Annotated in this window: 11 protein-coding genes, 1 tRNA gene and 1 rRNA gene; 4 read left to right on the plus strand and 9 right to left on the minus strand. The window is 43.2% G+C overall.

From position 1 onward, the window contains the following. Window positions 1-114: 114 nt before the first annotated feature. From AC30SH_RS06765 to gmk, 8 genes are all read right to left on the minus strand, one after another. Window positions 115-190, minus strand: a tRNA-Glu gene (locus AC30SH_RS06765). Window positions 191-291: 101 nt separating this feature from the next. Then, a 16S ribosomal RNA gene (locus AC30SH_RS06770) occupies window positions 292-1831 on the minus strand. Window positions 1832-2106: 275 nt separating this feature from the next. Continuing rightward, window positions 2107-2943: a glutamate racemase gene (gene murI, locus AC30SH_RS06775; RefSeq protein WP_212510455.1), complete on the minus strand. Its 837-nt coding sequence runs from the start codon at window positions 2941-2943 to the stop codon at window positions 2107-2109. A 30-nt stretch (window positions 2944-2973) separates the two neighbouring features. Next, window positions 2974-3471 (minus strand): chorismate--pyruvate lyase family protein, encoded by a 498-nt coding sequence (locus tag AC30SH_RS06780; RefSeq protein WP_212510454.1) that lies wholly within the window; start codon window positions 3469-3471, stop codon window positions 2974-2976. Next, window positions 3464-5545 (minus strand): ATP-dependent DNA helicase RecG, encoded by a 2082-nt coding sequence (gene recG / locus AC30SH_RS06785; protein ID WP_489582289.1) that lies wholly within the window; start codon window positions 5543-5545, stop codon window positions 3464-3466. The genes AC30SH_RS06780 and recG overlap by 8 nt, the downstream gene beginning before the upstream one ends. Then, window positions 5546-7669, minus strand: a complete 2124-nt coding sequence (gene spoT, locus AC30SH_RS06790) for a bifunctional GTP diphosphokinase/guanosine-3',5'-bis pyrophosphate 3'-pyrophosphohydrolase (protein ID WP_489582290.1) — start codon at window positions 7667-7669, stop codon at window positions 5546-5548. It lies immediately after the preceding gene. Window positions 7670-7715: 46 nt separating this feature from the next. After that, window positions 7716-7982, minus strand: coding sequence for a DNA-directed RNA polymerase subunit omega (gene rpoZ, locus AC30SH_RS06795; protein ID WP_048748994.1), 267 nt, complete (start codon window positions 7980-7982; stop codon window positions 7716-7718). Between the two features lie 64 nt (window positions 7983-8046). Continuing rightward, complete coding sequence (gmk, locus tag AC30SH_RS06800) at window positions 8047-8673, minus strand: guanylate kinase (protein WP_212510451.1); 627 nt, start codon at window positions 8671-8673, stop codon at window positions 8047-8049. A gap of 236 nt (window positions 8674-8909) precedes the next feature. On the opposite strand from gmk, the gene gap reads away from it, so the two are divergent. Further along, window positions 8910-9914 carry a type I glyceraldehyde-3-phosphate dehydrogenase gene (gene gap / locus AC30SH_RS06805; RefSeq protein ID WP_006717279.1) on the plus strand — a complete coding sequence of 335 codons (1005 nt, stop codon included), beginning with the start codon at window positions 8910-8912 and terminating at the stop codon, window positions 9912-9914. Window positions 9915-10001: 87 nt separating this feature from the next. On the opposite strand, the gene AC30SH_RS06810 is transcribed toward gap, so the two are convergent. Further along, window positions 10002-10418 carry an EamA family transporter gene (locus tag AC30SH_RS06810; RefSeq protein WP_048748987.1) on the minus strand — a complete coding sequence of 139 codons (417 nt, stop codon included), beginning with the start codon at window positions 10416-10418 and terminating at the stop codon, window positions 10002-10004. 467 nt (window positions 10419-10885) lie between these two features. Here AC30SH_RS06810 and AC30SH_RS06815 point away from each other — a divergent pair, with 467 nt between their 5' ends. From AC30SH_RS06815 to xseA, 3 genes are read left to right on the plus strand one after another with little or no spacing between them, the layout of a single operon-like run. Continuing rightward, a complete protein-coding gene (locus AC30SH_RS06815; protein WP_006717277.1) occupies window positions 10886-11179 on the plus strand; it encodes an RnfH family protein in 294 nt (97 codons plus the stop codon). Window positions 11180-11202: 23 nt separating this feature from the next. After that, the gene (locus tag AC30SH_RS06820) at window positions 11203-12393 is read left to right on the plus strand and encodes a ribosomal protein uL16 3-hydroxylase (protein ID WP_212510450.1); all 1191 of its coding nucleotides are present in this window, start codon (window positions 11203-11205) and stop codon (window positions 12391-12393) included. Window positions 12394-12408: 15 nt separating this feature from the next. Beyond that, on the plus strand, window positions 12409-13743 hold the full coding sequence (xseA, locus tag AC30SH_RS06825; RefSeq protein ID WP_212510449.1) for an exodeoxyribonuclease VII large subunit: 1335 nt from the start codon (window positions 12409-12411) through the stop codon (window positions 13741-13743).

A 13743-nucleotide genomic window follows, 5' to 3' on the forward strand; every position in this document is an offset into this window, starting at 1 on the left:
ATTAAGAGCAATCGCCTTTTATCAATCACTCTCACTCAGACTTTCTTGAAAGTCTCGTTTTCAGCTTGTTTCCAGATTTTTAAAGAACAGTAAAGATGAAAAATCATCTTTAAATGGCGTCCCCACGGGGATTCGAACCCCGGTTACCGCCGTGAAAGGGCGATGTCCTAGGCCTCTAGACGATGGGGACAGCATGTAAAGATGCTCTCTTCTCTTTGATATTGTTGTTCTTTCCTTGTCTACAACCATCAAACAAACTGTGTGAACACTTAAAGTCGAGTCTATCTTTGGTAAGGAGGTGATCCAACCGCAGGTTCCCCTACGGTTACCTTGTTACGACTTCACCCCAGTCATGAATCATACCGTGGTAAACGCCCCCCCGAAGGTTAAGCTATCTACTTCTGGTACAACCCACTCCCATGGTGTGACGGGCGGTGTGTACAAGGCCCGGGAACGTATTCACCGCGACATTCTGATTCGCGATTACTAGCGATTCCGACTTCATGGAGTCGAGTTGCAGACTCCAATCCGGACTTAGACGTACTTTGTGAGATTCACTCCACCTCGCGGCTTCGTCGCCCTCTGTATACGCCATTGTAGCACGTGTGTAGCCCTACTCGTAAGGGCCATGATGACTTGACGTCATCCCCACCTTCCTCCGGTTTATCACCGGCAGTCTCCTTTGAGTTCCCGACCAAATCGCTGGCAACAAAGGATAAGGGTTGCGCTCGTTGCGGGACTTAACCCAACATTTCACAACACGAGCTGACGACAGCCATGCAGCACCTGTCTCATGGTTCCCGAAGGCACTCTCATATCTCTACAAGATTCCATGGATGTCAAGAGTAGGTAAGGTTCTTCGCGTTGCATCGAATTAAACCACATGCTCCACCGCTTGTGCGGGCCCCCGTCAATTCATTTGAGTTTTAACCTTGCGGCCGTACTCCCCAGGCGGTCGATTTATCACGTTAGCTTCGGGCACCAAGCTTAAAGCCCAATCCCCAAATCGACAGCGTTTACAGCGTGGACTACCAGGGTATCTAATCCTGTTTGCTCCCCACGCTTTCGCACATGAGCGTCAGTACATTCCCAAGGGGCTGCCTTCGCCTTCGGTATTCCTCCACATCTCTACGCATTTCACCGCTACACGTGGAATTCTACCCCTCCCTAAAGTACTCTAGACTCCCAGTCTGAAATGCAATTCCCAGGTTAAGCCCGGGGATTTCACACCTCACTTAAAAGTCCGCCTGCGTGCCCTTTACGCCCAGTTATTCCGATTAACGCTCGCACCCTCCGTATTACCGCGGCTGCTGGCACGGAGTTAGCCGGTGCTTCTTCTGTATTTAACGTCAATTTGTCGTGCTATTAACACAACAACCTTCCTCAATACCGAAAGAACTTTACAACCCGAAGGCCTTCTTCATTCACGCGGCATGGCTGCGTCAGGGTTGCCCCCATTGCGCAATATTCCCCACTGCTGCCTCCCGTAGGAGTCCGGGCCGTGTCTCAGTCCCGGTGTGGCTGGTCATCCTCTCAGACCAGCTAGAGATCGTCGGCTTGGTAGGCTATTACCCCACCAACTACCTAATCCCACTTGGGCTCATCCTATGGCATGCGGCCTTGCGGTCCCGCACTTTCGTCTCTCGACTCTACGCGGTATTAGCGACAGTTTCCCGTCGTTATCCCCCTCCATAAGCCAGATTCCCAAGCATTACTCACCCGTCCGCCACTCGTCAGCAAGAAAGCAAGCTTTCTCCTGTTACCGTTCGACTTGCATGTGTTAAGCCTGCCGCCAGCGTTCAATCTGAGCCATGATCAAACTCTTCAGTTCAAAAAGTTTAATCGCTCAATACTGCTAGCCAAGTAATCTATCTATAAATAAATAAACGTTTTTCGTAGCACTATTCAGTTCAATTTTAAAATCTTTAATGATAAAAACGAATCTTCAAGTGCCCACACAGTTTGTCTGATTGATTGTTAAAGAACAAAAAACGACGCGCGGTTTTATGCTTTACAACGGCGCGTCGTTGTGGGGGCGTATTATAGGCATTTATCACGACCTTGCAACCCCTTTTTGCGATTTTTTGCAAAATATTTTTTAACTGATTATTTTTTGTTAAATTCGAACAAAATTTCGCTATCAAAATCCAATAAAGTTAATTTTTCAAAGCCCAATGAATGAATAAGCTCTAATAGGCTATCTTCTTTTACAAGCGGCTTAGTACAAAACACTTGAGAATTTATTTGATTTTTTGACCGCACTTTTACGTCTTTAAGTAAAGATTTCACCCGTTTCGCAATTGCCGCGCCGGAATCAATAAAATACTTAACTTGCGGTAAACATTGCTGAATTTCAGATTTAATCAGCGGGAAATGCGTACATCCCAGTACGACAGCATCCAAATCAGGTATATTTTCCCATTCGCTCAATTCTGCTTTTATCTCATTTAAATCAATAGGATATCCATGCAACTTGAGCTCTGCCAACTCCACTAATTTTGTACTGCCAATTTTCTCGACCTGACAAAAAGAGGCATATTTATCAATTAAATCCGATAAATATTGACGTTTTACCGTTCCCTTAGTAGCAAGCAATCCAATATGCTTGCTTTGCGTTTGTTCTGCCGCAGGTTTAATCGCCGGTACCGTACCAACAATAGGAATGGAAAAATGTTTACGCAATACCGGCAAAACCACCGTACTTGCTGTATTACAGGCGATAACAATAAGATCTAAAGGGTGCATATTGTCGATACGTTGGCAAATCTTTAGCGTACGCTCAACAATACCGTCTTCAGGCTTTTCAGAATAAGGAAAATAAGCGTTATCAAAACAATATAAATAATGATAATCTGGCAGAAGCTGTTTAACTTCCTGATATACGCTCAAGCCTCCAACGCCTGAATCAAAAAAAAGAATGGTGGGTTTGGATTGAATATTCATGGGTCATTTTATATAAAAATTTGCGTAATTTTATTCGCTTATCAAGCTGTTCTCAAGGAAAAGCTCGCTAATGAGCAACGGCATTTCTTGCACTAAGAATAGCGAACGGCGTGCATATAAACCACCTGCCGAATCTTGTGCCCATTGAGTCCCCAACCGTTGCGGCGACAATGCAAAAAGCCATTCCCCAATCGGCTTATCGCCTAATGTGGACAGTGATTGATAATGGGTAAATAACCCTTTAGAAATTAACGTACGCGCTGCCACCCAAGGTTTTCCATCACCATGCAATACCACTTCACGACACCAGTAAACTCCCTCGGACAAAAGTACGGTCTCATTTTCAAATGTTTTTTCTATCCATTTTTCCGACCGCACTTTCACCTCAAATTGATGGCAATGTTGCTTCAACTTAGCAGTCAGCGAGCCTTTTTCAAATAACCAATGCTGAACGTAAAGGGGAATGTTCTGAACCTCTGGCGCCTCTTCGGGTTGCCAAGTAAAACGAGCAAAAATCGAATCAGGCATTGCTATAAATCTCTCGATTATTAAGCCATCGGCGAATGAGCAATTCTGCTGTTTGCGGATATTTGAGTACCAATTGTTTAGCATAAAATTGGACGGTTGGGAGCATTTTACGATCACGCATAAGGTTTGCCACTTTGAATTCGGTTATGCCGGTTTGTTTCGTACCAAGCACTTCGCCCGGACCACGAATTTCGAGATCTTTTTCCGAAATAACAAAGCCATCTTGCGTATCCCGCATGACTTGCAGGCGTTTCTGCGAAATTTTGCCAAGTGGCGGTTTATACATCAAGACACAAAAAGAGGCTGTACTTCCTCGCCCCACTCGCCCGCGAAGCTGATGAAGCTGGGAGAGTCCTAAACGCTCAGCATTTTCAATGATCATTAAACTGGCATTTGGCACATCCACGCCGACTTCAATCACTGTAGTGGCAACTAACAAATCTAGCTCGGCAAGCTTGAATTGCTCCATGACGGCTTGTTTTTCACTTGGTTTCATCCGCCCATGGACTAAGCCAATACGCAAGTGCGGTAAGATTTTATGAAGATCTTCTGCTATCGCCTCCGCAGCCTGAGCTTCCAGCACTTCCGATTCATCAATCAGGGTACAAACCCAATAAGCCTGCCGTTTTTCCTGTGCGCAAGCTACATTAACCCGCTCGACAATTTCCGCACGACGCTCTTCAGAAATGGCAATGGTCTTAATCGGTGTACGCCCCGGCGGTAGTTCGTCAATAATTGAGGTGTCTAGATCAGCATACACGGTCATGGCAAGCGTGCGTGGAATCGGTGTAGCGGTCATAATAAGTTGGTGAGGATAAACGCCTGCTTGATTACCTTTTTCACGCAGCATTAAACGTTGGTGTACACCAAAACGGTGTTGCTCATCCACAATCACCAAACTCAGATTATGAAATGCAACTTCATCTTGGAATAGGGCGTGCGTCCCCACCAGCATTTGAACCGTACCGTTTTTTATTTTTTCCAGCTCGGCAGTGCGTTGCTTCCCTTTGACTTTTCCAGCCAACCAACCTACTTGAATACCAAGCGGCTCAAACCAACGACGGAAATTCGTGGCATGCTGTTCCGCCAAAATCTCCGTTGGCGCCATCAATGCCACTTGTTTGCCATTATCGATTGCCGTCAACGCCGCCAGTGCCGCGACCAATGTTTTACCTGATCCCACATCGCCCTGTACCAAGCGCATCATCGGATAAATTTGCGCAATGTCTTGTTCAATGTCTTCCGTCACCCGTAGCTGCGCCTTCGTTGGCTGGAAAGGCAACTGGGCTAAAAAACGTTGTTTTAAATTGGAGCGAGGTGTTAAAGACTCGGCTAAATTTGCTTGAATTCCCGACCGCACTTTTTGCATCGCGAGATTGTATGCCAACAATTCTTCAAAAATCAGGCGCTGTTGTGCTGGGTGTTTGCCTTCTTCTAAGGTAGCCAACGAAACATCCGGCGGCGGATTATGCAAAAATTGAATCGCCGATTTCAAATCAAAAGGATGCGGATTAAACTCCGTTGGCAATAATTCCGCTAATGGTGTTTTTTCCAATACCTGTAGAGCCTGAGCGATAAGTTTACGCAATGACGTTTGTTTTAATCCTTCTGTGGCAGGATAAATAGGCGTTAGCGTTTCCGCCAAAATGAGAGGCTTATTATCATGAATAATTTGATATTCCGGGTGATGGATCTCTGCCATAAAACGCCCACGACGTACTTCGCCAAAAGCTTTCACCCGAGCGCCAGGCTGTAGGCTATTTTTCATGCCAGCATTAAAGTTAAAAAAACGTAATGCTAATTTGGATGTGCCATCAGAAAGATAAACCATCAGCATGGGGCGACGGCCAAATTGCACCTCTGCGCTTTGGACTACGCCTTCAATCGTGGCGTACTGGTCAGCCTGTAAATCGGCAATAGGCGTGATTCGGGTGCGATCTTCGTAACGAAGGGGAAGGTGAAATAGCAAATCCTGTAAATTAAAAATACCCAATTTGCCTAACTTTTCCGCTATCGCGGCACCAACACCGGAAATGGCTGTAAGCGGAATCGCGTCTAATAATTGGGTATTCATTTATTGATTAATGTTGCGTTCAATACTGATTAATTCAGGAATAGCTTTAATTTTACGAATAATTTGTTCGAGATGTTTTTTATCTTTAACCGTCAAAAGCACGACGATTTGATACAAACGCCCTTCCTGCTCTTCCGTCCAAATACTTTGAATGTTGCTATCCATAGACGAAATGGCAGACATCAGATGGGGTAATGTGCCTTGTTGATTGAGCATTTCAATGCGAAGTTCCGCTTCAAATTCAAGTTGAGCGCTACTTTTTTCCCAATCAACAGACATATAATGTTTTGGATTATCTTTGCGATCTTTCAGGTTTGAGCAAGCTTCATGATGAATAACCAAGCCTTTACCCGGACTGGCGTAAGCAATAATCGGGTCACCCGGCACCGGATGACAACACTGTGCAAACGTGGTCAATAAACCGCCATTCGCATTGATTTCTAATGGACTGCTATTGTTGTCCGGATTGCCATCCGTATCAATTTCGATAGATTCCCCTAACAAGCGGTGCGCGATCACGCTGCTCATTTGGTTACCTAAACCGATTTCCATAAATAAATCATCCAAATCGGCTAATTTAAGATCGATCAATACATTTCGTACATATTCAGGGTTGAGATCATCTAATTTGATTGGACTCAAAGCATGTACGAGTTGACGTTTACCGGATTCAACGGCTTCATCATGACGTAAATTTTTCAATGCATGACGGATACTTGAACGGGCTTTGGCGGTAACCACAAAATTCAGCCATGCGGCATTCGGTTTCGCATCCGTTGAAGTCACAATATCAATGGTTTGTCCGGATTCCAGCGCTTGGGATAGCGGATACGGCTTGCGATCCACATTTGCAGCAACACAGTTTTTGCCTATATCCGTATGCACCGCGTAAGCAAAATCGACCGGTGTTGCGCCTTTCGGCAATTCAACAATACGCCCTTTCGGAGTAAAAACATAAATTTCTTTCGGGAAGAATTCGGATTTTACACTTTCAATGAACTCAAACGAGTTACCCGCACTTTGTTGTAGCTCGATTAAACTTTGTAGCCAGCGTTGCGCTTTAATTTGTGCCGTTGTGCTATCGTTACGTCCACCTTGTTTATAGGCCCAATGTGCCGCCACTCCCATTTCAGCCATTTGATCCATTTCTTCGGTACGAATTTGCACTTCCACCGGTACGCCGTGTGGACCAATCATCGACGTATGCAAAGACTGATAACCATTGGCTTTTGGTACAGCAATGTAATCTTTTACCCGCCCCGGACGCGGTTTGTAAAGGCTGTGCATTTGCCCCAAGACGCGATAGCAAGTATCCAAATTATCTACGACGGTACGGAACGCATAAATATCCATAATGGAATGAAACTGCTGATCTTTTAAGCGCATTTTTTGGTAAATGGCATAGAGATGTTTCTCACGTCCAAACACGCGTGCTTGAATGCCCACATCGTCTAATCGGCCTTTAATTTCTGCCGAAATACGCTCAATCATATCTTTGCGATTACCGCGTGCGATTTGCACAACTTTTTGCAGAACGGCATAACGCTGCGGATGCATGGCTTCAAAGCCAAGATCTTCCAGTTCATTTTTGATGTGTTCGATACCCAAACGATGCGCTAGAGGGGCGTAAATTTCTAACGTTTCTTTAGCGATACGACGACGTTTATCAGGACGCAATGCGCCAAGCGTGCGCATATTATGGGTACGGTCGGCAAGTTTGATAAGAACAACGCGAATATCCTTGGTCATTGCCAGGATCATTTTGCGGAAGTTCGCCACTTCCGCTTCTTGACGCGTTCTGAATTTGAGTTTGTCGAGCTTTGATACACCTTCAACAATTTCGGCCACACTAGCGCCAAATTCATCTTTCAACTGTTCTTCGGTATAAGGCGTATCTTCAATGACATCATGTAACAAAGCCGCCATAACAGCTTCATGATCTAATCGCATTTCAGCAATGATAGACGCCACGGCGACAGGATGGGTGATATAGGGCTCACCGCTAGAGCGTGCTTGTCCTTCGTGTGCATCGCGAGCAATCACAAATGCACGTTTAACCAATTCAATTTGCTCAGGTGGCAAATACCCCTGAATAATATGATGTAAACCTTCGAATAAATACAAAACACACCCGCCTAATTAAAAAAACGTGGTTAATTTTGACCGCACTTTATTCGGATAATAAAGAAACGGCGTTCACTTCAGCTCTTTCCATCGCCAAATGTTCTTGGCGTTCTTGAGCATCTAAAATTTCGTTATTAATCAAGCCTTTTTCAATTTCACGCAACGCAATTACGGTTGGTTTGTCGTTATCTTCCGGCACCAACGGTTCGCGCGCATGTAGCTGTAATTGTCTTGCACGACGAGCAGCGGTTAAAATTAAATCAAAACGGTTACCAATTTTTTCTACTGCATCTTGCACGGTTACACGAGCCATAAATTACTCCAGTTTGCTAAATCTAATATGAATCTAAAGGGCGGACATGATACTAAAACATGCCTTATTTTTCCAGCAATTGTTCGATCAAGCCTTGATTTTCTTGCTGCTGATGCGTCAAGGTTAATCGCTCTGCGCGCAAGATTGCCTGTAAGTCAGCCAGCGCCTGCTCAAAACTATCGTTCACGATGACGTAATCGAATTCATTGTAGTGGGAAATTTCACTGATGGCTTTTGCCATTCTGTCAGCAATCACTTCCGCACTGTCTTGTCCGCGCCCAATTAAACGTTTTTCTAGTTCGTTTAATGATGGAGGCAAAATAAAAATACTTTTTACATTAGGAACTTTTTCACGGATTTGTTGAGCTCCTTGCCAATCGATGTCAAGAAACACATCAATCCCTTTGGCTAAATTTTCTTCAATCGCAAACAAAGAAGTGCCGTAATAATTGCCACCAAAAACTTTGGCATATTCTAAGAATGCATTTTGTTCGATTAAATTTTCGAACTCATCATGAGAAACAAAATAATAGTGTACGCCCTCCTCCTCACCCGGACGGGGTTGTCTGGTAGTATGAGAAACGGACACCATCATTTGATGCAGATTGTTTTGTTTCAATAGCGCTGCGATTAACGATGATTTTCCGGCACCACTCGGCGCGGAGATAATATATAAATTGCCTTGTAACATAATGATTCTCTCGTCAATAATTTTGTTTATTATGCCTCTAACCCAATAAAAAATCAGCAAAAGTGCGGTCATTTTTTACAGAATTTTTGAGCGTGTTTTTCTATTTATCTGAGAACAGATACTTTCTCAAGGTTGGGAAAGCGTGCTATAATCTCACACAAAATTGGTAGGCGGATATTTTCATTTCTACCGAATTTAACCTTTTCGTTTAACTTAAAAATATAAGGTGAAATCTTATGGCTATTAAAATTGGTATCAATGGTTTCGGTCGTATCGGCCGTATCGTATTCCGCGCAGCACAACATCGTGATGACATCGAAGTTGTAGGTATCAACGACTTAATCGACGTTGAATACATGGCTTACATGTTGAAATACGATTCAACTCATGGTCGTTTCGATGGCACTGTCGAAGTGAAAGACGGCAACCTAGTGGTAAACGGCAAAACTATCCGTGTCACAGCTGAACGTGATCCGGCAAACCTTAACTGGGGCGCAATCGGTGTTGATGTTGCAGTTGAAGCAACCGGTTTATTCTTAACAGATGAAACTGCTCGTAAACATATCACTGCAGGTGCGAAAAAAGTGGTGTTAACCGGTCCATCCAAAGACAGCACACCAATGTTCGTACGTGGTGTAAACTTTGATGCTTATAAAGGCCAAGACATCGTTTCTAACGCGTCTTGTACAACGAACTGTTTAGCGCCATTAGCAAAAGTTATCAACGACAAATTCGGTATCAAAGACGGTTTAATGACCACTGTTCACGCAACCACAGCAACACAAAAAACTGTTGACGGTCCGTCTGCAAAAGACTGGCGCGGTGGTCGTGGTGCGGCACAAAACATCATCCCATCTTCTACCGGTGCAGCAAAAGCTGTAGGTAAAGTTATTCCTGCATTAAACGGCAAATTAACCGGTATGGCGTTCCGTGTTCCAACTCCAAACGTATCTGTTGTTGACTTAACCGTTAACCTTGAAAAACCGGCAACTTACGCAGAAATCTGCGCAGAGTTAAAACGTGCTTCTGAAAACGAAATGAAAGGCGTTTTAGGCTACACGGAAGATGCGGTTGTTTCTACCGACTTCAACGGTTGTTCATTCACTTCTGTGTTTGACGCCGCTGCAGGTATCGCATTAACCGATACTTTCGTAAAACTTGTCTCTTGGTACGATAACGAAACCGGTTATTCACACAAAGTATTAGACTTAGTTGCCCACATTTACAACTACAAAGGCTAATCCTTTACACTCAACATAAAAATAGCTCCCAATGGGAGCTATTTTTTTATGAATCATGCTAAAAGTGCGGTCGTTTTTCAGGGCGTTTTACAATGCTAACACCAACACACCGGAAAGAATTAACCCTGCGCCAACAAGCAATTTCATACTAAGTGGTTCACCTAAAAGAGTTACCCCTAATATAATCGCAATTACCACGCTTAATTTATCAATAGGCGCAACCCAAGAAGCCGGCGCAAGTTGTAAAGCTCGATAATATAGAAGCCAAGAAAGCCCGGTAGCAACACCGGACAACACGAGAAAAATTACCGGTTTAGTAGCAATATGTTGAGGTAATTGCCATTCATTTCGTATTGAAATAATTGTTATGACAACAAATAAAATTACTACGGTACGAATAAATGTGGCTAAATTACTGTTTAATCCTTCAACACCTAACTTTCCTAAAATCGCGGTTAATCCTGCAAAAAATGCGGAGCCTATCGCAAACCAAATCCAATTCATTTCAATCTCCTCATGTTTTCTCAACACTCTGCCTATAATATAGTGTCTTTTTTTATATACCAATTTTCCTAATAATTCTTGTTAATTTCTAGGCATTCATAACACAAGAAATTTATTGAGTTATAGACAATTGATATCTTCTCAAATTATTGCTTCAATAACATCAACGAACACATGTCATATTAAAGTGCGGTGAAATTTGGCAGTGAATTGGAAATAGACACCGTAGACATTCGACAAAAGTTTACGACCTGTAATACAATGGGGGGAAATCAATCAATAAAATGCAGTGAATTGACCATCATTTGAATTTGCCATAAAGCAAAAAGCCCCAGCAACATAGAATGAAAAAATTAATTTCCACATGATCGAATTTTCAACTCCATCAGTAACATTTTCTTTCGGTCAAATTTTCACCCATTTATCTATAATGATTGATATCTTAAAACCAAGAGCAAAATAAATTTATGGCTAATAAAATTAATATTCAAATTACCTATGCCTTCCCCGATCATCATTATCTAAAAACCTTTAGCGTCGATGAGGGCACAATGGTACAAACAGCAATTGTGCAATCCGGCATTTTGCAGCAATTCAATGACATTGATTTACGCACCAATAAAATTGGTATTTTTAGCCGACCTGTAAAACTAAACGATCAATTAAAAGAGGGCGATCGCATTGAAATCTATCGTCCGCTTTTAGCTGATCCAAAAGAAATTCGGCGCAAACGTGCAGAAGAACAGGCCAAGAAAAAATAGCACAACACAAAGAAGGAATGTATATGAGCAAATTCTGCTTACCCCAAGATATTACCCCAGAAATTTTCTTACGTGATTACTGGCAAAAAAAACCACTCTTAATTCGTGGCGGATTGCCAGAAATTGTCGGTCAATTAGAACCTGATGACATTTTAGAACTCGCCCAAACAGAAGAGGTCGTTGCTCGTTTAATCAAGCAACATAGCGAAGATAATTGGGAACTGTTTACCAGTCCGTTATCCGATGAAGACTTTAAAAACATGCCGGAGAAATGGTCCGTTTTAGTCCAAAACTTGGAGCAATGGTCACCGCAACTTGGCAATTTATGGAATAAATTCGGTTTTATCCCACAATGGCAGCGCGATGACATTATGGTTTCCTTTGCGCCGCAAGGCGGATCCGTTGGGAAACATTACGATGAATACGATGTTTTCCTTGTGCAGGCTTACGGGCATCGCCGCTGGCAATTAGGTAAATGGTGCGAACCAACAACTGAATTTAAACCTAATCAACCTATTCGTATTTTTGATGATATGGGTGAATTAATTTTAGATGAAGTAATGGCGCCGGGAGATGTACTTTATGTGCCTTCCAGACTCTCCCATTACGGTGTGGCACAAGATGATTGTTTAACGGTTTCTTTCGGTTTACGTTACCCAAACACGAGCGAATTAATTGACAACTTAGAACGTAACCTTTGTCATCCAAATCTAGACGTGAGTGAGCTGAATATCCCATTCCGTTTAACACCTGAAATCCAAAATACCGGTAAACTCGACACAGCAACAGTGCAGGAATTAAAACACCAATTCTTGCAACAACTGTCTCAATCGAAACAATTTGATCAACTGTTCCAGCATGCTTTGGCAACCACAGTAAGTCAAAGACGTTATGAATTACTGGATGTAGGTGAATTCACCGATCTTGATGATGTGGCTGAAATCTTTAAACTCGGCGGCAAATTGCAACAAGATAACAACTGCAAATTAGTTTATACGGAAAACCCGTTGCGTATTTACGCCAATGGCGAATGGCTTGATGAGTTAAATCAGGCTGAGGCTGAAATACTGAAAAAATTAGCCGATGGCGAAAACGTTGATTACACTTTCTTAACTCAATTGATTGAAAAAGACGGAGAGCTTTCTCTTCATGCGCTCTTTGACAGCATTTGTAACTGGCTGGATGATGGCTGGGCACTATTGCACGAGCACTAAAAAACGATAAAGAGAATGAGCGATAATATTTATTCCGTCAGTCAGCTAAACCAATCCGTTCGCTTGATGTTAGAAAATCAACTTGGGCAGGTTTGGCTTACCGGGGAAATTTCTAATTTTACCCAGCCGGTTTCCGGTCATTGGTATTTGAGTTTAAAAGACGAAAATGCCCAAGTGCGTTGCGCCATGTTCCGCATGAAAAATCTTCGCGTGAGCTTTCGTCCAACCAATGGCATGCAAGTGTTGGTTCGTGCTTCCGTCAGTTTGTATGAGCCACGCGGTGATTATCAACTGATTATCGAAAGCATGCACCTCGCCGGCGATGGCCTGCTTATGCAGCAGTTTGAAGCCTTGAAAGTAAAGCTGGCGGCAGAAGGATTATTCGCTCAAAATCACAAAAAAAACCTACCGCACTTTAGTAAAGCGGTAGGTATTATTACCTCTCAAACCGGTGCGGCGCTGCAAGATATCTTACATATTTTGCAACGTCGCGACCCAAGCTTGAAAGTCATCATTTACCCAACGGCGGTACAAGGTAAAGGTGCAGCAACTGAAATTACGCAGATGATTCAACTTGCTAATCAACGGCAAGAAGTCGATGTACTCATTGTTGGGCGTGGTGGTGGCTCCTTAGAGGATTTATGGTGTTTCAACGAAGAAAAAGTGGCGCGCGCCATTTTCCATTCTGCCATTCCCATCATCAGTGCAGTAGGGCATGAAACTGATGTGACTATCGCTGATTTTGTTGCCGATTTACGCGCGCCAACCCCTTCTGCAGCGGCAGAACTCGTCAGTCGCAACCAAACCGAATTGATGCAACAATTACAATATCGTCAGCAACGAATTGAAATTGCTTTAGATCGAATCTTTGCCGAGAAGAAGCAACAATTACAACACCTCTCCTTGCGTTTACAGCATCGTCATCCGCAATCACAGCTCCGTATTCAACAACAATTAATCACACAATTACGCCATCGTTTACAACAAAGTTTGTACCATCGTTGGCAAAAAACGGCGGAAAATCTGACCGCACTTTCTACCAGATTATATAAAAATCCGCTGCCACTACGGATACAACAGCACGAACAACAATTGGCACAACTCAAAGTGCGGTTAAATTCTGAAATGAATTTGAAGCTGGGACTTCAGCAAAAACAACTGGCACATTTATGCGGCAAGCTAGATAGTTTAAGTCCGTTAAAAGTATTGGCGCGTGGCTACTCGATCACGCAAAACGCTAAGTATGGCACAGTTAAATCGATTAATGAGGTCAAGATTGGGGAGCAAATAAGAACACGTTTGACTGATGGTGAAATCATCAGTCAAATCAGCCAAATCGAAAAAAAATAA

This window comes from Aggregatibacter sp. HK296 (assembly GCF_980469475.1).

What these genes read in the sequence shown, in the direction of transcription:
- AC30SH_RS06780 (WP_212510454.1), bottom strand. Translation starts at nt 3,471, where the DNA reads ATGCCTGATTCGATTTTTGCTCGTTTTACTTGGCAACCCGAAGAGGCG.
- rpoZ (WP_048748994.1), bottom strand. Translation starts at nt 7,982, where the DNA reads ATGGCTCGTGTAACCGTGCAAGATGCAGTAGAAAAAATTGGTAACCGT.
- xseA (WP_212510449.1), top strand. Translation starts at nt 12,409, where the DNA reads ATGAGCGATAATATTTATTCCGTCAGTCAGCTAAACCAATCCGTTCGC.
- gmk (WP_212510451.1), bottom strand. Translation starts at nt 8,673, where the DNA reads ATGTTACAAGGCAATTTATATATTATCTCCGCGCCGAGTGGTGCCGGA.
- AC30SH_RS06810 (WP_048748987.1), bottom strand. Translation starts at nt 10,418, where the DNA reads ATGAATTGGATTTGGTTTGCGATAGGCTCCGCATTTTTTGCAGGATTA.
- gap (WP_006717279.1), top strand. Translation starts at nt 8,910, where the DNA reads ATGGCTATTAAAATTGGTATCAATGGTTTCGGTCGTATCGGCCGTATC.
- recG (WP_489582289.1), bottom strand. Translation starts at nt 5,545, where the DNA reads ATGAATACCCAATTATTAGACGCGATTCCGCTTACAGCCATTTCCGGT.
- AC30SH_RS06815 (WP_006717277.1), top strand. Translation starts at nt 10,886, where the DNA reads ATGGCTAATAAAATTAATATTCAAATTACCTATGCCTTCCCCGATCAT.
- AC30SH_RS06820 (WP_212510450.1), top strand. Translation starts at nt 11,203, where the DNA reads ATGAGCAAATTCTGCTTACCCCAAGATATTACCCCAGAAATTTTCTTA.
- murI (WP_212510455.1), bottom strand. Translation starts at nt 2,943, where the DNA reads ATGAATATTCAATCCAAACCCACCATTCTTTTTTTTGATTCAGGCGTT.